The sequence below is a fragment of the Paenibacillus tundrae genome (genome assembly GCF_036884255.1).
Classification (GTDB): Bacteria; Bacillota; Bacilli; order Paenibacillales; family Paenibacillaceae; genus Paenibacillus.
This window is the reverse complement of the sequence record NZ_CP145605.1, coordinates 1-17,135: the sequence shown is the minus strand read 5'-3', so window position 1 is coordinate 17,135 and position 17,135 is coordinate 1. Positions and strand designations below refer to the sequence as shown.

Annotated in this window: 9 protein-coding genes and 2 rRNA genes; 1 reads left to right on the top strand and 10 read right to left on the bottom strand. The window is 46.7% G+C overall.

The window, feature by feature from the left end:
• Nucleotides 1–72: 72 nt before the first annotated feature.
• The 4 genes from V6W81_RS00055 to gyrA form a co-directional block, all read right to left on the bottom strand.
• Nucleotides 73–2,997 (bottom strand): 23S ribosomal RNA (locus V6W81_RS00055).
• Between the two features lie 339 nt (nucleotides 2,998–3,336).
• Nucleotides 3,337–4,889: ribosomal RNA gene (locus tag V6W81_RS00050) — 16S ribosomal RNA — on the bottom strand.
• The 16S and 23S rRNA genes sit together here, the layout of an rRNA operon.
• Nucleotides 4,890–5,285: 396 nt before the next feature.
• Nucleotides 5,286–6,407: an HD-GYP domain-containing protein gene (locus tag V6W81_RS00045; RefSeq protein WP_338541205.1), complete on the bottom strand. Its 1,122-nt coding sequence runs from the start codon at nucleotides 6,405–6,407 to the stop codon at nucleotides 5,286–5,288.
• Nucleotides 6,408–6,609: 202 nt separating this feature from the next.
• The gene (gene gyrA, locus V6W81_RS00040; RefSeq protein WP_338541204.1) at nucleotides 6,610–9,150 is read right to left on the bottom strand and encodes a DNA gyrase subunit A; all 2,541 of its coding nucleotides are present in this window, start codon (nucleotides 9,148–9,150) and stop codon (nucleotides 6,610–6,612) included.
• 529 nt (nucleotides 9,151–9,679) lie between these two features.
• Between gyrA and V6W81_RS00035 the strand changes: the two genes are divergently transcribed.
• Nucleotides 9,680–10,627 carry a YheC/YheD family protein gene (locus V6W81_RS00035; protein WP_338541203.1) on the top strand — a complete coding sequence of 316 codons (948 nt, stop codon included), beginning with the start codon at nucleotides 9,680–9,682 and terminating at the stop codon, nucleotides 10,625–10,627.
• Between the two features lie 77 nt (nucleotides 10,628–10,704).
• On the opposite strand, the gene gyrB is transcribed toward V6W81_RS00035, so the two are convergent.
• The 6 genes from gyrB to dnaA form a co-directional block, all read right to left on the bottom strand.
• Entirely contained in the window at nucleotides 10,705–12,615 is a 1,911-nt protein-coding gene (gene gyrB / locus V6W81_RS00030) for a DNA topoisomerase (ATP-hydrolyzing) subunit B (RefSeq protein ID WP_145045143.1), read from the bottom strand.
• Nucleotides 12,616–12,758: 143 nt separating this feature from the next.
• Nucleotides 12,759–13,007 (bottom strand): extracellular matrix regulator RemB, encoded by a 249-nt coding sequence (gene remB, locus V6W81_RS00025; RefSeq protein ID WP_056697587.1) that lies wholly within the window; start codon nucleotides 13,005–13,007, stop codon nucleotides 12,759–12,761.
• A gap of 13 nt (nucleotides 13,008–13,020) precedes the next feature.
• A complete protein-coding gene (gene recF / locus V6W81_RS00020) occupies nucleotides 13,021–14,133 on the bottom strand; it encodes a DNA replication/repair protein RecF (protein WP_338541202.1) in 1,113 nt (370 codons plus the stop codon).
• Between the two features lie 53 nt (nucleotides 14,134–14,186).
• Nucleotides 14,187–14,402: a S4 domain-containing protein YaaA gene (gene yaaA / locus V6W81_RS00015; RefSeq protein WP_056697580.1), complete on the bottom strand. Its 216-nt coding sequence runs from the start codon at nucleotides 14,400–14,402 to the stop codon at nucleotides 14,187–14,189.
• Between the two features lie 22 nt (nucleotides 14,403–14,424).
• Nucleotides 14,425–15,567 (bottom strand): DNA polymerase III subunit beta, encoded by a 1,143-nt coding sequence (dnaN, locus tag V6W81_RS00010; protein ID WP_145045141.1) that lies wholly within the window; start codon nucleotides 15,565–15,567, stop codon nucleotides 14,425–14,427.
• 221 nt (nucleotides 15,568–15,788) lie between these two features.
• Entirely contained in the window at nucleotides 15,789–17,135 is a 1,347-nt protein-coding gene (dnaA, locus tag V6W81_RS00005; protein WP_145045139.1) for a chromosomal replication initiator protein DnaA, read from the bottom strand.

The following is a 17,135-nucleotide window of genomic DNA, read 5'->3' as shown; positions in this document are numbered from 1 at the left end:
TTAGCTTACATTTCAGAGTGTTGTTCTCTGAAAACTAGATTCGAAACGAAAGTCTGCGATTAGAACCTGCTATTGGATAAGCCCTCGACCGATTAGTACTGGTCAGCTCCATGCATTACTGCACTTCCACCCCCAGCCTATCTACCTCGTCGTCTTCAAGGGGTCTTACATACTGGGAAATCTCATCTTGAGGGGGGCTTCACGCTTAGATGCTTTCAGCGCTTATCCCGTCCGTACATAGCTACCCAGCGGTGCTCCTGGCGGAACAACTGGTACACCAGCGGTACGTCCATCCCGGTCCTCTCGTACTAAGGACAGCTCCTCTCAAATTTCCTACGCCCACGACAGATAGGGACCGAACTGTCTCACGACGTTCTGAACCCAGCTCGCGTACCGCTTTAATGGGCGAACAGCCCAACCCTTGGGACCTACTTCAGCCCCAGGATGCGATGAGCCGACATCGAGGTGCCAAACCTCCCCGTCGATGTGGACTCTTGGGGGAGATAAGCCTGTTATCCCCAGGGTAGCTTTTATCCGTTGAGCGATGGCCCTTCCATGCGGTACCACCGGATCACTAAGCCCGACTTTCGTCCCTGCTCGACTTGTAGGTCTCGCAGTCAAGCTCCCTTATGCCTTTGCACTCTTCGAATGATTTCCAACCATTCTGAGGGAACCTTTGGGCGCCTCCGTTACTCTTTAGGAGGCGACCGCCCCAGTCAAACTGCCCACCTGACACTGTCCCCGCACCGGATTACGGTACCAGGTTAGAACCTAGATACGATCAGGGTGGTATCCCAACGGTGCCTCCACCGAAGCTGGCGCTCCGGTTTCAAAGGCTCCCACCTATCCTGTACAGATCGTACCCAAATTCAATATCAAGCTGCAGTAAAGCTCCATGGGGTCTTTCCGTCTTGTCGCGGGTAACCTGCATCTTCACAGGTATTAAAATTTCACCGGATCTCTCGTTGAGACAGCGCCCAAGTCGTTACGCCATTCGTGCGGGTCAGAATTTACCTGACAAGGAATTTCGCTACCTTAGGACCGTTATAGTTACGGCCGCCGTTTACTGGGGCTTCGGTTCACAGCTTCGGATTGCTCCTAACCGCTCCCCTTAACCTTCCAGCACCGGGCAGGCGTCAGCCCGTATACTTCGCCTTACGGCTTCGCACAGACCTGTGTTTTTGCTAAACAGTCGCTTGGGCCTTTTCACTGCGGCCCCCTCGTGCTATTCACACTACCGGGGCACCCCTTCTCCCGAAGTTACGGGGTCATTTTGCCGAGTTCCTTAACGAGAGTTCTTCCGCGCGCCTTAGAATTCTCTTCTCGCCTACCTGTGTCGGTTTGCGGTACGGGCACCATCACCTGGCTAGAGACTTTTCTTGGCAGTGTGAGATCATGACCTTCGCTACTGTAATTTTCACTCCCCATCACAGCCCAGCCTTATGATGTGCGGATTTGCCTACACATCAGCCTCACTGCTTGGACAGGCATCCATCAGCCTGCGTCACTACCCTACTGCGTCCTCCCATTGCTCATAACGGCTTACGGTGGTACAGGAATTTCGACCTGTTGTCCTTCGACTACGCCTTTCGGCCTCGCCTTAGGTCCCGACTTACCCTGAGTGGACGAGCCTTCCTCAGGAACCCTTAGGCTTTCGGCGGATCAGATTCTCACTGATCTTTTCGTTACTCATACCGGCATTCTCACTTGTATAATGTCCAGCGCTCCTTACGGTACACCTTCAACCCTTATACAACGCTCCCCTACCCCTGATGCAAGCATCAAGCCATAGCTTCGGTGGTGTGTTTAGCCCCGTTACATTTTCGGCGCAGAGTCACTCGACCAGTGAGCTATTACGCACTCTTTAAATGGTGGCTGCTTCTAAGCCAACATCCTGGTTGTCTGTGCAACTCCACATCCTTTCCCACTTAACACACACTTGGGGACCTTAGCTGATGGTCTGGGCTGTTTCCCTTTTGACAATGGATCTTAGCACTCACTGTCTGACTCCCGGAAGTAAGTCTATGGCATTCGGAGTTTGACTGAGCTTGGTAACCCTTGCGGGCCCCGCACCCAATCAGTGCTCTACCTCCACGACTCTGTTTTCCGAGGCTAGCCCTAAAGCTATTTCGGGGAGAACCAGCTATCTCCGAGTTCGATTGGAATTTCTCCGCTACCCCCACCTCATCCCCGCACTTTTCAACGTGCGTGGGTTCGGGCCTCCAGTGCGTGTTACCGCACCTTCACCCTGGACAGGGGTAGATCACCCGGTTTCGGGTCTACGTCCACGTACTATGTCGCCCTATTCAGACTCGCTTTCGCTGCGGCTCCGGCTCTTCACCTTAACCTTGCACGGGAACGTAACTCGCCGGTTCATTCTACAAAAGGCACGCCATCACCCCTAAAACGGGCTCTGACTTTTTGTAAGCACACGGTTTCAGGTTCTATTTCACTCCCCTTCCGGGGTGCTTTTCACCTTTCCCTCACGGTACTGCTTCACTATCGGTCGCTAGGAAGTATTTAGCCTTGGCAGATGGTCCTGCCGGATTCATACGGGGTTTCACGTGCCCCGCACTACTCGGGATCCGTCTCGGAGGGAACAGACTTTCAATTACAGGGCTTTTACCTTCTTTGGCGGGCCTTTCCAGACCTCTTCGTTTAACCGGTTCCTTTGTAACTCCATGTGAGACGTCCCACAACCCCAAAGAGCAAGCTCCTTGGTTTGGGCTTCTCCGCGTTCGCTCGCCGCTACTGACGGAATCACTATTGTTTTCTCTTCCTCAAGGTACTTAGATGTTTCAGTTCCCCTGGTATGCCTCTACATAACCTATGTATTCAGTTATGAGTAACTGGAAATTACCCCAGCTGGGTTTCCCCATTCGGACACCCCCGGATCAAAGCTTGCTTACAGCTCCCCGAGGCAGTTTCGTTGTTCGCCACGTCCTTCATCGGCTCCTAGCGCCTAGGCATCCTCCGTGTGCTCTTAGTAGCTTAACCATTCGCTCGTGTTCGAGCTGTCACTTCCCTTGTTTTGCTTGCGCAAAGCCAAAAGTCGTTCCATTTCGATCACTCGCTCCAGCAGTCTACCTTATAAAACACTTCACTTGTTTACACAAGATCAGCTTAAAGGAATGTTCTAATTCGCATTTTCGTTCGTTTCGATATCTAGTTTTCAAAGAACAAGCTCCATGCAAAAGCAAGCTGTTTGAGAGTTTGAGCTCTCAAAACTGAGCAACGAGTGAGTTAAAAGCTTTACGAAGTAAAGCTCGCTTCGGAAGCATGCTTCCTGAAGACTTGTATTTGAATGTTTCCGCTACGGGAAACGATTCTCCATAGAAAGGAGGTGATCCAGCCGCACCTTCCGATACGGCTACCTTGTTACGACTTCACCCCAATCATCTATCCCACCTTCGGCGGCTGGCTCCTTGCGGTTACCCCACCGACTTCGGGTGTTATAAACTCTCGTGGTGTGACGGGCGGTGTGTACAAGACCCGGGAACGTATTCACCGCGGCATGCTGATCCGCGATTACTAGCAATTCCGACTTCATGCAGGCGAGTTGCAGCCTGCAATCCGAACTGAGACCGGCTTTGTTGGGATTGGCTCCACCTCGCGGTTTCGCAGCCCGTTGTACCGGCCATTGTAGTACGTGTGTAGCCCAGGTCATAAGGGGCATGATGATTTGACGTCATCCCCACCTTCCTCCGGTTTGTCACCGGCAGTCTATCTAGAGTGCCCACCCGAAGTGCTGGCAACTAAATATAAGGGTTGCGCTCGTTGCGGGACTTAACCCAACATCTCACGACACGAGCTGACGACAACCATGCACCACCTGTCTCCTCTGTCCCGAAGGAAAGGTACATCTCTGTACCGGTCAGAGGGATGTCAAGACCTGGTAAGGTTCTTCGCGTTGCTTCGAATTAAACCACATACTCCACTGCTTGTGCGGGTCCCCGTCAATTCCTTTGAGTTTCAGTCTTGCGACCGTACTCCCCAGGCGGAGTGCTTAATGTGTTAACTTCGGCACCAAGGGTATCGAAACCCCTAACACCTAGCACTCATCGTTTACGGCGTGGACTACCAGGGTATCTAATCCTGTTTGCTCCCCACGCTTTCGCGCCTCAGCGTCAGTTACAGCCCAGAGAGTCGCCTTCGCCACTGGTGTTCCTCCACATATCTACGCATTTCACCGCTACACGTGGAATTCCACTCTCCTCTTCTGCACTCAAGTCACCCAGTTTCCAGTGCGATCCGGGGTTGAGCCCCGGGATTAAACACCAGACTTAAATGACCGCCTGCGCGCGCTTTACGCCCAATAATTCCGGACAACGCTTGCCCCCTACGTATTACCGCGGCTGCTGGCACGTAGTTAGCCGGGGCTTTCTTCTCAGGTACCGTCACCTTGAGAGCAGTTACTCTCCCAAGCGTTCTTCCCTGGCAACAGAGCTTTACGATCCGAAAACCTTCATCACTCACGCGGCATTGCTCCGTCAGGCTTTCGCCCATTGCGGAAGATTCCCTACTGCTGCCTCCCGTAGGAGTCTGGGCCGTGTCTCAGTCCCAGTGTGGCCGATCACCCTCTCAGGTCGGCTACGCATCGTCGCCTTGGTGAGCCGTTACCTCACCAACTAGCTAATGCGCCGCAGGCCCATCCTCAAGTGATAGATTGCTCCATCTTTCCAGTTTCCTTCAGGCGAAGAAAACAAGTATTCGGTATTAGCTACCGTTTCCGGTAGTTGTCCCAAGCTTGAGGGCAGGTTGCCTACGTGTTACTCACCCGTCCGCCGCTAACCATCAGAGAAGCAAGCTTCTCTTCAAGTCCGCTCGACTTGCATGTATTAGGCATGCCGCCAGCGTTCGTCCTGAGCCAGGATCAAACTCTCCAATAAAGTATTGAAAAGAGCGATTAGCTCATTTTGAATCTGACGAGATTAAAAATCTCATTTTTTTTCATCCTGCAAGCAGGATGATTACTCACTCGTTGTTCAGTTTTCAAAGATCAAACTTATTTCAGCGCCGACATTCGTTCTCGTCAGCAACTTTTATATCTTATCACATCCGAACCAACTTTGCAAGCTCTTTTTTTAAGTTTCTTTCGAAGCTTATTTTGTTTGCTTGCCGCACCGTGTTTCTTGTGTTTTCTTGGCCGGAATTAGAATATACCATGTACAGATTTAGAACACAAGCTTTTTTTTGAAAAAAGTTTTATACATGATACATATCAATAAAAGCCCCTCAAAGGAACCTTTATTGATATCGATGTAGTAGCGCACGTTCTATATAAGCTACGAACGGATAACTTCCTGGATATGAAGCTGTCTTTGTTGCATTAGATTAATGATACTTCCTTCAACAGATACCATTGGACGGGTAGGATGGTCACGATCTGAGAAAATGATCTCTCCAATTAAATTATTGCTAAGTCTAACACGTATGCCATTGTGGATCTGCGTGGAACGCTGAATAAATACATTCACAATTGTTGGATCTAATTTTCCAAACGCCTCGCTCTGAATTTGCTCTAATACTAAATAAGGAGATTGTGCTTTGCGATAGATCTTTTCTAACGTCATCGCGTGAAAAATATCGGCAATGGCTACAATCTTGGCATAGATATGAATCTGTGTACCGCTTAACTGCAAGGGATAGCCTGATCCATCTACCTTTTCGTGATGCTGTAGTGCCGCTAGTCTAGCTCCCTCGTTAATTGCTTTTGCTTGCTTCAACACTTGATATCCATATTTCGTATGCTGGCGGATCTCTTCCTGCTCCTCCACTGTTAATGCAGATGGTTTATGGAGTATCAATGGATCTACCTTGTTGTTACCGATATCGTGGAATAGACCTGCAAACGCTACTTGCATCCAATCTTTGGACGGCAGCTCCATCCACTGTGCTAATTGATAGGATGTAATTGCACTTAGAACTGCATGGTGGTAAACATAGTCGTGCTCGTGCATCACGCGCGGGCTAAAAGTGAGAACATTATATTGCTTAAGGTGAACAAACATAGCTTCAAGCTGTGTACGAAGTTCGTATACAGGCAACTCTGCAGCGAGAGAAGAGAGGAAGGCATTCTTGGTCATCGCCACCATCTTCTCATATTCTTCATGGAGAGATGAGACTATAGGTGCTATGACTGCACCAGCCCCCCTGCTAGACCGTTCTCCATTCTTCTCCACTCCAGTATTAGCTGATGCGGTAGAAGTGCCTCTAGAGCCTGTATTGCTTGTGCCTACACGTTCCTGATCAATGTCGACCTGATGAATCAGAAATGCTTTAAGCACTTCTATATCTTTAGGTAAAATGACTTTGCCTTTTTGCAACAAAACGTTACCGCGAGAAGTATGTACATCATTCCCCAGTTTAAGTCCTGGCTTTACTTCAGATAAGGTGATTAATCCCATAGTCATTCCCCTCACTCATTATTCTTCTATAAAATAAGACCATAGTCCCAATTTCCCATGATATTTATCATTATATTACTCGCTAATCAGGCTGTACATCCTAGATTTTGCGCGTAAACCATAAATAAAAAGAGGGCTCCTTAAGGAACCCTCTACTATATCTTCAACCTACTATAGAATAATCTTCGTAAATCCTAATGGACTATGCTTCTGAATCACCGTTGTCTGAATCCGTATCTTCGTTATCTGTTGACGGTTCAGCTTCACCTTCAGCAGCTTCTCCTGCTTCCAATTCTTCTAGCAATTCATCCGGTTCATCTTCATTCTTATCAATCCGACTAACCGTCGCTACAGCATCTTCATCGCGGATATGAATAAGCTTAACACCTTGCGTGTATCGACCCATGGTGGATATGCCTTCCATACTCATTCGAATCAATGTACCACTGGATGTGATAATCATCAGGTCTTCTTCGGTTTTCACCATTTTTAGGCTAACGACAGCACCGTTCTTCTCTGTAACGTTAATGGTCTTGATTCCTTTACCACCACGAGTCTGCATACGATAATCGCTGACAGGAGTACGTTTACCGTATCCTTTGGCCGTAACGATCAGAACATCCAACTCCTGATCAACAACGTCCATGCCAATGACAACATCATCTGTATCCAACGTGATCCCTTTTACCCCTGTTGCACTACGTCCCATCGAACGAACATTGGCTTCGGAGAAACGGATAGACATTCCGTGAGCTGTACCCATGATGATCTCTTGCTGTCCATCGGTCAGCTTAACTTCAATCAGGGCATCATCTTCACGTAAGGAGATCCCGATGAGACCGCCTTTGCGAATGTTAGTGTAATCCTCAAGTGGTGTCTTCTTCACAACACCCTGACGGGTAGCGAAGAATAGATACTTATCACTTTCGAATTCCTGCACTGGAATAACCGCATTAACCGATTCTCCCTGCTCGATCTGGATCAGGTTAATAATTGGTGTTCCTCGTGCAGTACGCCCAAGCTCTGGAATCTCATAAGCTTTGAGACGATACACTTTACCTTTGTCGGTGAAGAACATGAGATAGTTGTGTGAGTTGGTCACAAATAGATGCTCGACAAAGTCGGTATCTTTCGTGTCCATACCTACAACTCCACGTCCCCCTCGCTTCTGACTACGATACGTGGATACCGGCAAACGTTTCACGTAGCCCGTATGCGTAATTGTGATAATAACCTCTTCACGAGGAATCAGATCCTCATCCAAGATGCTTTCTTCACCAATGGTAATCTCAGTTCGACGATCATCACCGAAGCGTTCACGAATTTCTTGCAGCTCTGTACTGATAATTTCAAGTACCAGATGCTCATTAGCTAGAATTTCGCGATATTCTGCGATTTTGATCATCAATTCGTTATATTCATTTTCGATACGTTCGCGTTCCAAACCTGTAAGGCGTTGCAAACGCATATCGAGGATAGCTTGAGCCTGGTCATGACTAAGTGAGAATCGCTCAATCAATCCTTCTCTAGCGGCATCTGTATTACTGGAGGAACGAATCAACGTAATAATCTCGTCAATATGATCCAAAGCGATACGTAAACCTTCCAGGATGTGAGCGCGAGCTTCCGCTTTTCTCAGTTCAAACTGCGTACGTCTGCGAATGACCTCAATCTGATGCTGCAAGTAGTGATACAACACTTCACGCAAATTCAGAATCTTAGGCTCTTTGTTCACAATCGCTAGCATGTTAATGCCGAATGTGGACTGCATCGACGTATGCTTGTACAAGTTATTGAGCACTACACCTGGATTCACATCTCGGCGAAGCTCAATCACGATTCGCATACCTGTACGGTCTGATTCATCACGAAGATCGGTGATGCCATCGATTTTTTTGTCACGTACCAGTTCAGCAATCTTCTCAACGAGTCTCGCTTTATTGACCTGGTAAGGAAGCTCCGTAACTACGATTCTTGCTTTATTATTGTTCTCTTCGATGTTCGTCTTGGCTCTCATGGTTACCGAGCCACGTCCAGTCTGATACGCTTGGCGAATTCCTGAACGTCCCAGGATGTAACCAGCTGTAGGGAAATCCGGTCCGTGAATATAGTCCATTAACTCCATAGACGTAATGTCTGGATTTTTGATCATTGCCTGTACACCATCGATAACCTCGCCCAAGTTATGAGGAGGGATATTCGTGGCCATACCTACCGCGATTCCGCCTACACCGTTAACAAGCAAGTTAGGGAAACGAGCTGGTAATACAACAGGTTCTTGCTCTTCGCCGTCATAGTTCGGCTGGAAATCAATCGTATCTTTATTGATATCTCTGAGCATTTCCATAGCAATCTTGGACAACCGAGCCTCGGTATAACGCATCGCTGCTGCCATATCGCCATCTACCGATCCGAAGTTACCGTGACCATCGACATGCATATAACGCAAAGAGAAATCCTGAGCCATCCGTACCATCGTTTCGTATACCGCAGAGTCACCGTGAGGGTGATACTTACCGATAACTTCGCCGACGATTCTGGCTGATTTTTTGTGAGGTTTATCGGGTGTCATGCCTAGCTCCGACATTGCGTAAAGAATACGACGGTGAACCGGCTTCAAGCCATCACGTACATCAGGCAAAGCACGGCTAACAATGATGCTCATCGCGTAATCCATAAACGACTCACGCATCTCGACGCCAATATCCCGATCTTTAATCTGCGAATTCATTTCTTCCGCCATGCTGGACCTCCTTCTTGTCCTTCAACAAACGTTCCATTCAATCAATCAGTTTTCTTTGTATGTGAAAAGCCTAACAAGGCTAAAACCGCGCAAAAACGCTACTCTTTATTATATTACTTTCACAAAAGTTACACAATTAAACGTCTGCAGGACAATAGCCTTATTCTAGTCTGTGTTCAAAAAAGGCGTTTTCGGCTGAATCCATATTCGACACTGAGATGACACTAGGCATCCTCGTAATCAAAAGTGGACTTTTTGAACATCTTCTTCTAGGAACTTTTGGTGGTCTGGGGATTAGCCCTGCCCTCCTGCCATTTCACACATACAATGCTAGAAAATGCGGCATATGTACTGTGTATACAAGGCTGATGCCGTTCCCAATCTACGGTAAAACTACAAATTGTGCAGCAAACCACACAAAACGCCATATTTCTCTATTATACCACTGAAATCATCTCTTGTCCTTTGAATTCTCTGTGCTGCTACTCTCTGAAGAACTATAAGTAAAACACGAAAGGACTGGTGTCTCTTGAGTATCCAGCGTGTCTCCAGTAAATGGACCAAAACGGTTGTGCTGCAGCGCAGCCGCGGTGTGAGCAGGTATCTTCCTGTCACGCGTCGATACAATCGTCAAACTCTAGAACGGATGACCGAGCTGTATGAATTGAATTATATCAAGCCGGATCGAGGAACCTATGGTAATGGCGTTATGCGGGTCAAAACGATACACACCATGCGGCCTGCACCTCCTTCCATCCTGGATACCAGCATAGAAGAAACTGATGAAGACTCCTCTAACTCCGGTTCAGATAGCGAATCTTTAACAGCAGATCAGGATGTGCAACCTGTTACTATTCAAACGACTTCGTACGAACTGCAATACGGTACACAGCAGAACGTATTCCATTCCCTTGATGAACTAGAGCTTGCTCTTAACGAAAAAATTAAGCACCACGAATATATCATTCAACAGGGCATTTCCTTGTTAAAACATGAAGGTCTACCGTTCGATTTACGGGTGCTCACCCAAAAGAATCTCAGGGGATCATGGGAAACTACAGGTATTCTAGGTAGAGTTGCTGCTCCTGGCAAAATCATTACTAACATTCATGGTGGTGGGCGCTTGGCCACCTTTGAAGAGCTGGTTAAGCCTCATCTTTCAAATACTCGCTTTCAAGAACTCCGGAATGAGCTGTACCGGCTTGGAATCCATACCGCTGTGCAATTGCAACAGACGTTTCCGAGACTCAAGGAAATTGGCATTGATATTGCTCTAGATGGATCAGGGCGTCCATGGATACTAGAAGTGAACACTTTACCCGGCATCTACGCCTTCGGACTGTTGCCTGATAAAGGGGCTTACCGCAAAATCAAACGTTATGCTATAGCGTATGGAAGGCTGCCATCCAAGAAAGGCAAGACAACACGCAAAACAACTAAAGCACAAGCATCCTCCTCCAAAAAACGCGCACGATAGATAATGCGGGCCTATAACCCAATGCCAATTACCAAAATAAAAAAAGGCGCCTCACCGGCGCCTATTCTTAACAATCATCAAATATCGAGATTTTTGACATACTTCGCATTTTCCTGGATAAAATCACGACGTGGTTCGACGTTATCACCCATCAACGTATCGAACATAGCATCCGCTAACATCGCATCGCTAATCGATACTTGTAGCATCGTCCGACTCTCAGGATCCATCGTTGTTTCCCACAATTGTCCGGCATTCATCTCACCAAGACCTTTATAACGTTGGACATTAAACTTCGCATTTTCACCAAGACTTGCGATGATTTCATCACGTTCTTTCTCGGAACCTGCGTAGCGAATGACTTTGTTACGCTCAATCTTGAACAATGGTGGCTGTGCAATATACACATATCCAGCCTCGATAATTTTGCGCATGTATCGATACAGGAATGTCAGAAGCAATGTACGAATATGTGCACCATCGACATCGGCATCCGTCATCAGGATGATTTTGTGGTAACGTGCCTTAGAAATATCGAAATCGTCGCCGATTCCTGTTCCCATTGCGGTAATAATCGCTCTGATCTCCGCATTACCCAAGATGCGATCCAGACGTGCCTTTTCCACGTTCAGGATTTTACCACGCAGTGGCAAAATCGCTTGGAAATGACGATCACGACCTTGTTTAGCAGAACCACCTGCCGAATCTCCTTCGACGATGTAAAGTTCGCTAATGGAAGCATCCTTGGAAGAACAGTCTGCTAGTTTACCAGGCAGAGAGCTAACCTCGAGTGCACCTTTACGTCTTGTCAATTCACGCGCTTTACGAGCGGCTTCACGAGCACGGGCAGCTTGCAAACCTTTTTCCAAGATTCGACGGGAAACTGAAGGGTTCTCCTCCAGAAATTCCTGCAACTTCTCAGCAAATAGGGATTCCACAATACCACGGACTTCACTATTTCCGAGCTTGGTCTTCGTCTGTCCTTCAAATTGCGGCTCCGGGATTTTGACAGAAATAATCGCTGTCAGACCTTCACGCACATCATCGCCTGACAGGTTGCCTGTACTATCCTTAATCACGCCAGCTTTACGAGCATAGTCATTGATAATCCGTGTCAATGCACTCTTGAAGCCAGATTCATGAGTTCCACCTTCATGGGTGTTGATGTTATTCGCAAAAGAATAAATATTCTCCGTGAAGTTGTCGTTATATTGCAGAGCAACCTCCACTTGGATATTGTCTCTTGATCCTTCTACGTAAATCGGATTCTCGTGAAGAACCTCACGCTTTTGATTTAGGAACGAAACGTACTCGATAATACCGCCTTCGTACAGGAATGAATTTGTTGCTCCCGTACGTTCATCCGTAAGGGTAAGACCAATCCCCTTGTTCAGGAATGCCAACTCGCGAATACGAGTAAGCAAAGTATCGTAATCGTACACCAACGTCTCAGTGAAAATTTCTGGATCGGGATGGAATGTAACCGTCGTTCCTGTCTCCTCCGCAGTACCGAGTGTTTTTAGGTCATATTGAGGTGCACCACGGCGATACTCCTGTTGATACATATGTCCATCACGCTTAACGGTCACGACTACCTTTTCCGAGAGGGCGTTCACTACGGATACACCTACACCGTGCAAACCGCCGGATACTTTGTACCCGCCGCCGCCAAATTTACCACCCGCATGCAGGACGGTCATAACAACCTCAAGTGCAGGTCGTTTCATCTTGGCATGTTCGCCGACAGGAATACCACGTCCGTTATCGACTACAGTGACACTGTTATCTTCGTGGATCGTAACCTCGATATGGTCACAGTAACCCGCAAGCGCTTCGTCGATACTGTTGTCCACTACTTCCCAGACCAGATGATGCAGACCTTTGGCACTGGTAGAACCGATATACATCCCCGGACGCTTCCGTACGGCTTCCAGTCCTTCAAGGACCTGAATTTCATTCGCATCATAGGACGGTTGATTCATAGACATGCCTTTCACCTACTTCTATAGATTCAATATCGTAAATATGCGTTAACTAAGAATACTTGCTGAAATAGGATTCCTCTCTTAATTTCAACAAGCTGTCCAAATAAAACAAGCAGTAAAGACACAATCATTGCATTCAGTAACCCCTAGAGATCAGGAAAAATGTGAGCCCGCTTCTTAAGCGTGGCAGAGGAAATAGGTGAGTAGTACACAATATTTTTGGTCACAACAATAGACTTGGCTTCCTCTTCGCCAATATGCTCAACCGTCTTTTCTTGCTCAGCATACGTGACATACTGCTTGGAGATTTTCGAGGATTTTTCAATCGATATATCAAAAATAGCGACCAATTCGGAAGAACGGATGATCTTCTCTCCGCCCAGATGAATGTACATAGACCCTCACTCCTTAGCGTTCAACCTGTCCGGCATGAACGTGATAAATACTGGCATCTTTGAGCTTATCAAGATTCAAGCTCTCGATTCCGGTAGCTGTAATAAAGGTTTGGACCTTACTCTGGAACGTCTCGATCAGCTGCGTCTGACGAAAAGGATCCAGCTCAGATAATACATCGTCAAGCAACAGAACCGGATATTCTCCGATTTCTTCGTGTATCAGCTCGATTTCCGCGAGTTTAATAGACAACGCAGTTGTACGTTGCTGTCCCTGCGAGCCATACGTTTGTACTTCCCGGTCGTTAATGAAAAAGGACAGGTCATCCCGATGTGGCCCACTTAGCGTTGTGCCTCGGCGAATCTCCTGCTCTTTCATTTGTGATAATTTTATCATAAATTGGTCCATTAAAACAGCTTCATCTTCCTCAGACGCTTCGCTGAAGGAAGGAAGATAGGCTAAACGAAGTACTTCTCCGCCTCCAGTGATGCCTTGATGAATGGTTTCTGCCCACTTTTGGAGTTTCTTTATGAATTGTTTCCTTTTTTTGACGATTTTAACACCGTGCTCGACCAGTTGCTCGTTCCAGACTTCAAGCATCGTCTGGGCTGAGGCGTTCTGTCCCCATAGTTGTTTGAGCAAATTGTTGCGCTGTACAAGTACTTTTTGGTACTGCTGCAGATGGTATAGGTAACCTGGGGCAACCTGACCAATCTCCATATCAAGGAACCGGCGGCGAACCCCCGGCGTGCCTTTGACGATCTCCAGATCTTCGGGGGCAAACATAACCACATTTAGCGTCCCGACAAAATCACTTAACTTGCGCTGCTCTAACCCGTTAATCTTTGCTTTTTTGCCTTGTTGCGACAATGCCAGCTCCAGTTTAACTGATCCATACTTTTTGTCGACTTCTGCAGTGAGTCTAGCACGTTCCTCACCGAAACGAATTAGCTCCTTATCGCGAGATGTACGATGGCTCTTTGTAAGGGCCAGTGCAAAAATGGCTTCTGCAAGATTGGTCTTACCTTGAGCATTTTGACCGATCAGTAAGTTCACAGGGCCAAAAGAGTCCAGCTTTAGATGCTCATAATTTCGGAATTGCTGCAGCTCAATGCTGTTGACAAACACAAGGTACCCTCCCTTTTCTTCCGTCCGTCAGGAGGCAGCAGAATCGAACTGGATTATTCTGCGGCAACTTCGAATGCGCCTTCTCCGTCCACTTCAACGATATCCCCAGGGTATAACTTGCGTCCCCGGCGTTCTTCAGGCTCTTTATTCACACGTACAAGTCCTTCTTGGAGCAAAGCTTTGGCCATGCCTCCAGTTGGAATGCAGTCTGCCAGCTTCAAAAACTGGTCAAGCTTAATATATTCCGTACGAATGGTTACTCGGTTCAATTGGAATTCTCCTCACGTTTCGTTAGTTGGTAGTCCGGTAAGGCAATATAACGTATAGGCTGTGACTGTCATCCAGTGGTTTTAAGATGATTGGGCTCATGACACCAGTAAAAGCGATCATCAGTTGTTCACTTTCCACGACTTTCAGTACGTCCAGCATGTATTTGGAGTTAAACGAGATTTTCAATGGATCGCCACTGAAATCTGCTGGTTCGATCTCTTCTCTTACTTTTCCCAGCTCAGAGGAGCTTGAAGAAATTTCGATTGTTCCAGAATCCATCGTTTGCATGCGCACAATGTTTGTTTTTTCCTCACGTGACAGCAAATAAGCACGATCGATTGATTCGCTTAATTTTTTGGTATCCAAAACAAGTTCTGTTTTGTACGACGTTGGAATAATTCTAGAAGTATCCGGATATGTGCCATCCAGAATACGGGAGTAGAACAATACGCGGTCAATTTTGAACAAAACTTGATTGTCAGCTACAACGATATCAACAAGCGTATTTTGGTCAGGTACGATTTTGCTAAGTTCGTTCAGCGTCTTACCTGAAATGACGACATTGTTAAAACGAATACCCTCTGCATTATCCAGCATAGCTGAACGAGTAGCAAGACGGTGACGGTCTGTTGCCACAAATTTCAACTCATTATCAACTAAACTCCACAGTACACCTGTCAAGATTGGAGTTGTCTCATGTGTGGAAATGGAGAATACCGTTTGCTTAATCATATTTTTAAGTAAATCTCCAGGGATGGAGACCGTTTGATTTTCTTCGATACTCGGCAAAACAGGGAATTCCTCTGGATCAAGGCCTACGAGCTGAATCTCGGTAGCCCCTGCTGAGATAAAGGTGTTGAAGTTATCTTTGACTTCCATCTGTACTTCTTGGGAAGGCAATTTCTTGATAATTTCGACAAAGAATTTGGCTGGCAATACGACGCTGCCGGGTTGATCAACTTGAACAACACTTTTATCACCATCTTCCAGAGGGATAAAGGATTGGATGGAGATGTCCGTGTCGCTTGCTGTCAAAGTTACACCTTGATGATTTACATCAAATTTGATACCGCTCAAGATGGGGATTGTTGTTCGACTGGAGATTGCTTTAGATACATGCTGAATGGACTCGTTTAAATAGCTTTTCATTATGCTGATTTTCATGGTTTCACTCCTAGCGATTTTTTTGGGATGTTGAGGTGTTGATTTGTGTTTTTCAAAAGCCGAAGGCGATGGTTCGAAAAAGCGTATTTGTAGATGATATCTTTAAGATCTTTTTAGTAATAATAGTAATAGGGGCACTGAATATGTGGATAAGTGGGGTAAAACCCATAAAATTAAGCCTATCCACATGTGTACACGTTGTGCATAGGCTTTGGACTTGTTCAGGTTGGATTCTTTATTTTTTCGGTTAAGTTGTTGATAACTTTATAGAGATCCTGATCGTTTTTAATCGATTGGGATATTTTTTCGTGCGCATGAATGACTGTAGTGTGATCTCGTCCTCCGAATGCTTCCCCGATCTTGGGCAGAGAAAAATCAGTCAATTCACGTGAAAGATACATGGCAATCTGTCTTGGAAAAGCAACAGCTTTTGTACGTTTCCGTGCTTTGAAATCTTCTAGCTTAAGGCTGTAATACTCGCCGACCTTTTGTTGGATGTCTTGAATAGTGATCATTTTGGGACGGCTGGAAGGAATAATATCCTTCAGTGCTTCAGCAGCCAGATGAGATGATACATCTTGATTCGTTAACGAAGAATAGGCTACAACCCGAATCAGGGCACCTTCGAGCTCACGAATGTTGGTGTCAATCTGATTGGCGATGTACATCATCGCTTCATTAGGGATATCCAGATTCTCCGCACGCGCCTTTTTACGCAAAATGGCAATCCGCGTCTCCAGATCTGGAGGCTGAATATCTGTAATTAACCCCCACTCAAAGCGGGAACGAAGCCGTTCTTCCAGTGTTGGAATCTCCTTAGGTGGTCTATCGCTTGAGATAATAATCTGTTTCCGTTCCTCATGCAGCGCATTAAACGTATGGAAAAATTCCTCTTGTGTTGATTCTTTTCCGGCCAGGAACTGAATATCATCAATAAGCAGAATATCGACGTTGCGATATTTGTTACGGAAGCTCTCCCCGCGGTTATCACGGATGGAGTTGATGAACTCGTTCGTGAATTTCTCAGACGACAAATAAACAACCTTACTGCTTGGGTCATGCTCCAGAACATAGTGTCCAATTGCATGCATCAAGTGGGTTTTGCCAAGTCCTACTCCTCCATATAGGAAAAGAGGGTTATATGCTTTTGCGGGCGCTTCAGCGACCGCAAGCGATGCGGCATGGGCAAAACGGTTGCCAGGGCCAATGACAAAAGTATCGAATGTATATTTTGGATTCAGCATGCTCAGTACCGCTTCTTCCTGCACAACCTTAGGGGTTGGTGCCGGCAGTTGCGGATCCGGTTCAGCAGGCTTGTTCTCCTCAATGACAAATTTCACATCGACTTGCTTGCCGAGTAGCTCATATACCGTCGAACCTACCAGTTTGGTATAGCGACTCTCCAGCCATTCGACGGCAAACGTTGTCGGTGCGGAAATGACGATGGAACGGTCATTAAGCTTCGTCGCTTTGGTTGCTTTGAACCAGGTATCGAAGCTTGGTTTGCTGAGTTTGTTTTGTATGATTGATAAAATTTGCTGCCATAAATCAGAAGTATGGCTGTCCAC

Excerpts from the sequence above, each read along its gene's own strand:
- V6W81_RS00045 (WP_338541205.1), bottom strand. The coding sequence starts at position 6,407 with ATGGGATTAATCACCTTATCTGAAGTAAAGCCAGGACTTAAACTGGGG.
- gyrA (WP_338541204.1), bottom strand. The coding sequence starts at position 9,150 with ATGGCGGAAGAAATGAATTCGCAGATTAAAGATCGGGATATTGGCGTC.
- gyrB (WP_145045143.1), bottom strand. The coding sequence starts at position 12,615 with ATGTCTATGAATCAACCGTCCTATGATGCGAATGAAATTCAGGTCCTT.
- remB (WP_056697587.1), bottom strand. The coding sequence starts at position 13,007 with ATGTACATTCATCTGGGCGGAGAGAAGATCATCCGTTCTTCCGAATTG.
- dnaN (WP_145045141.1), bottom strand. The coding sequence starts at position 15,567 with ATGAAAATCAGCATAATGAAAAGCTATTTAAACGAGTCCATTCAGCAT.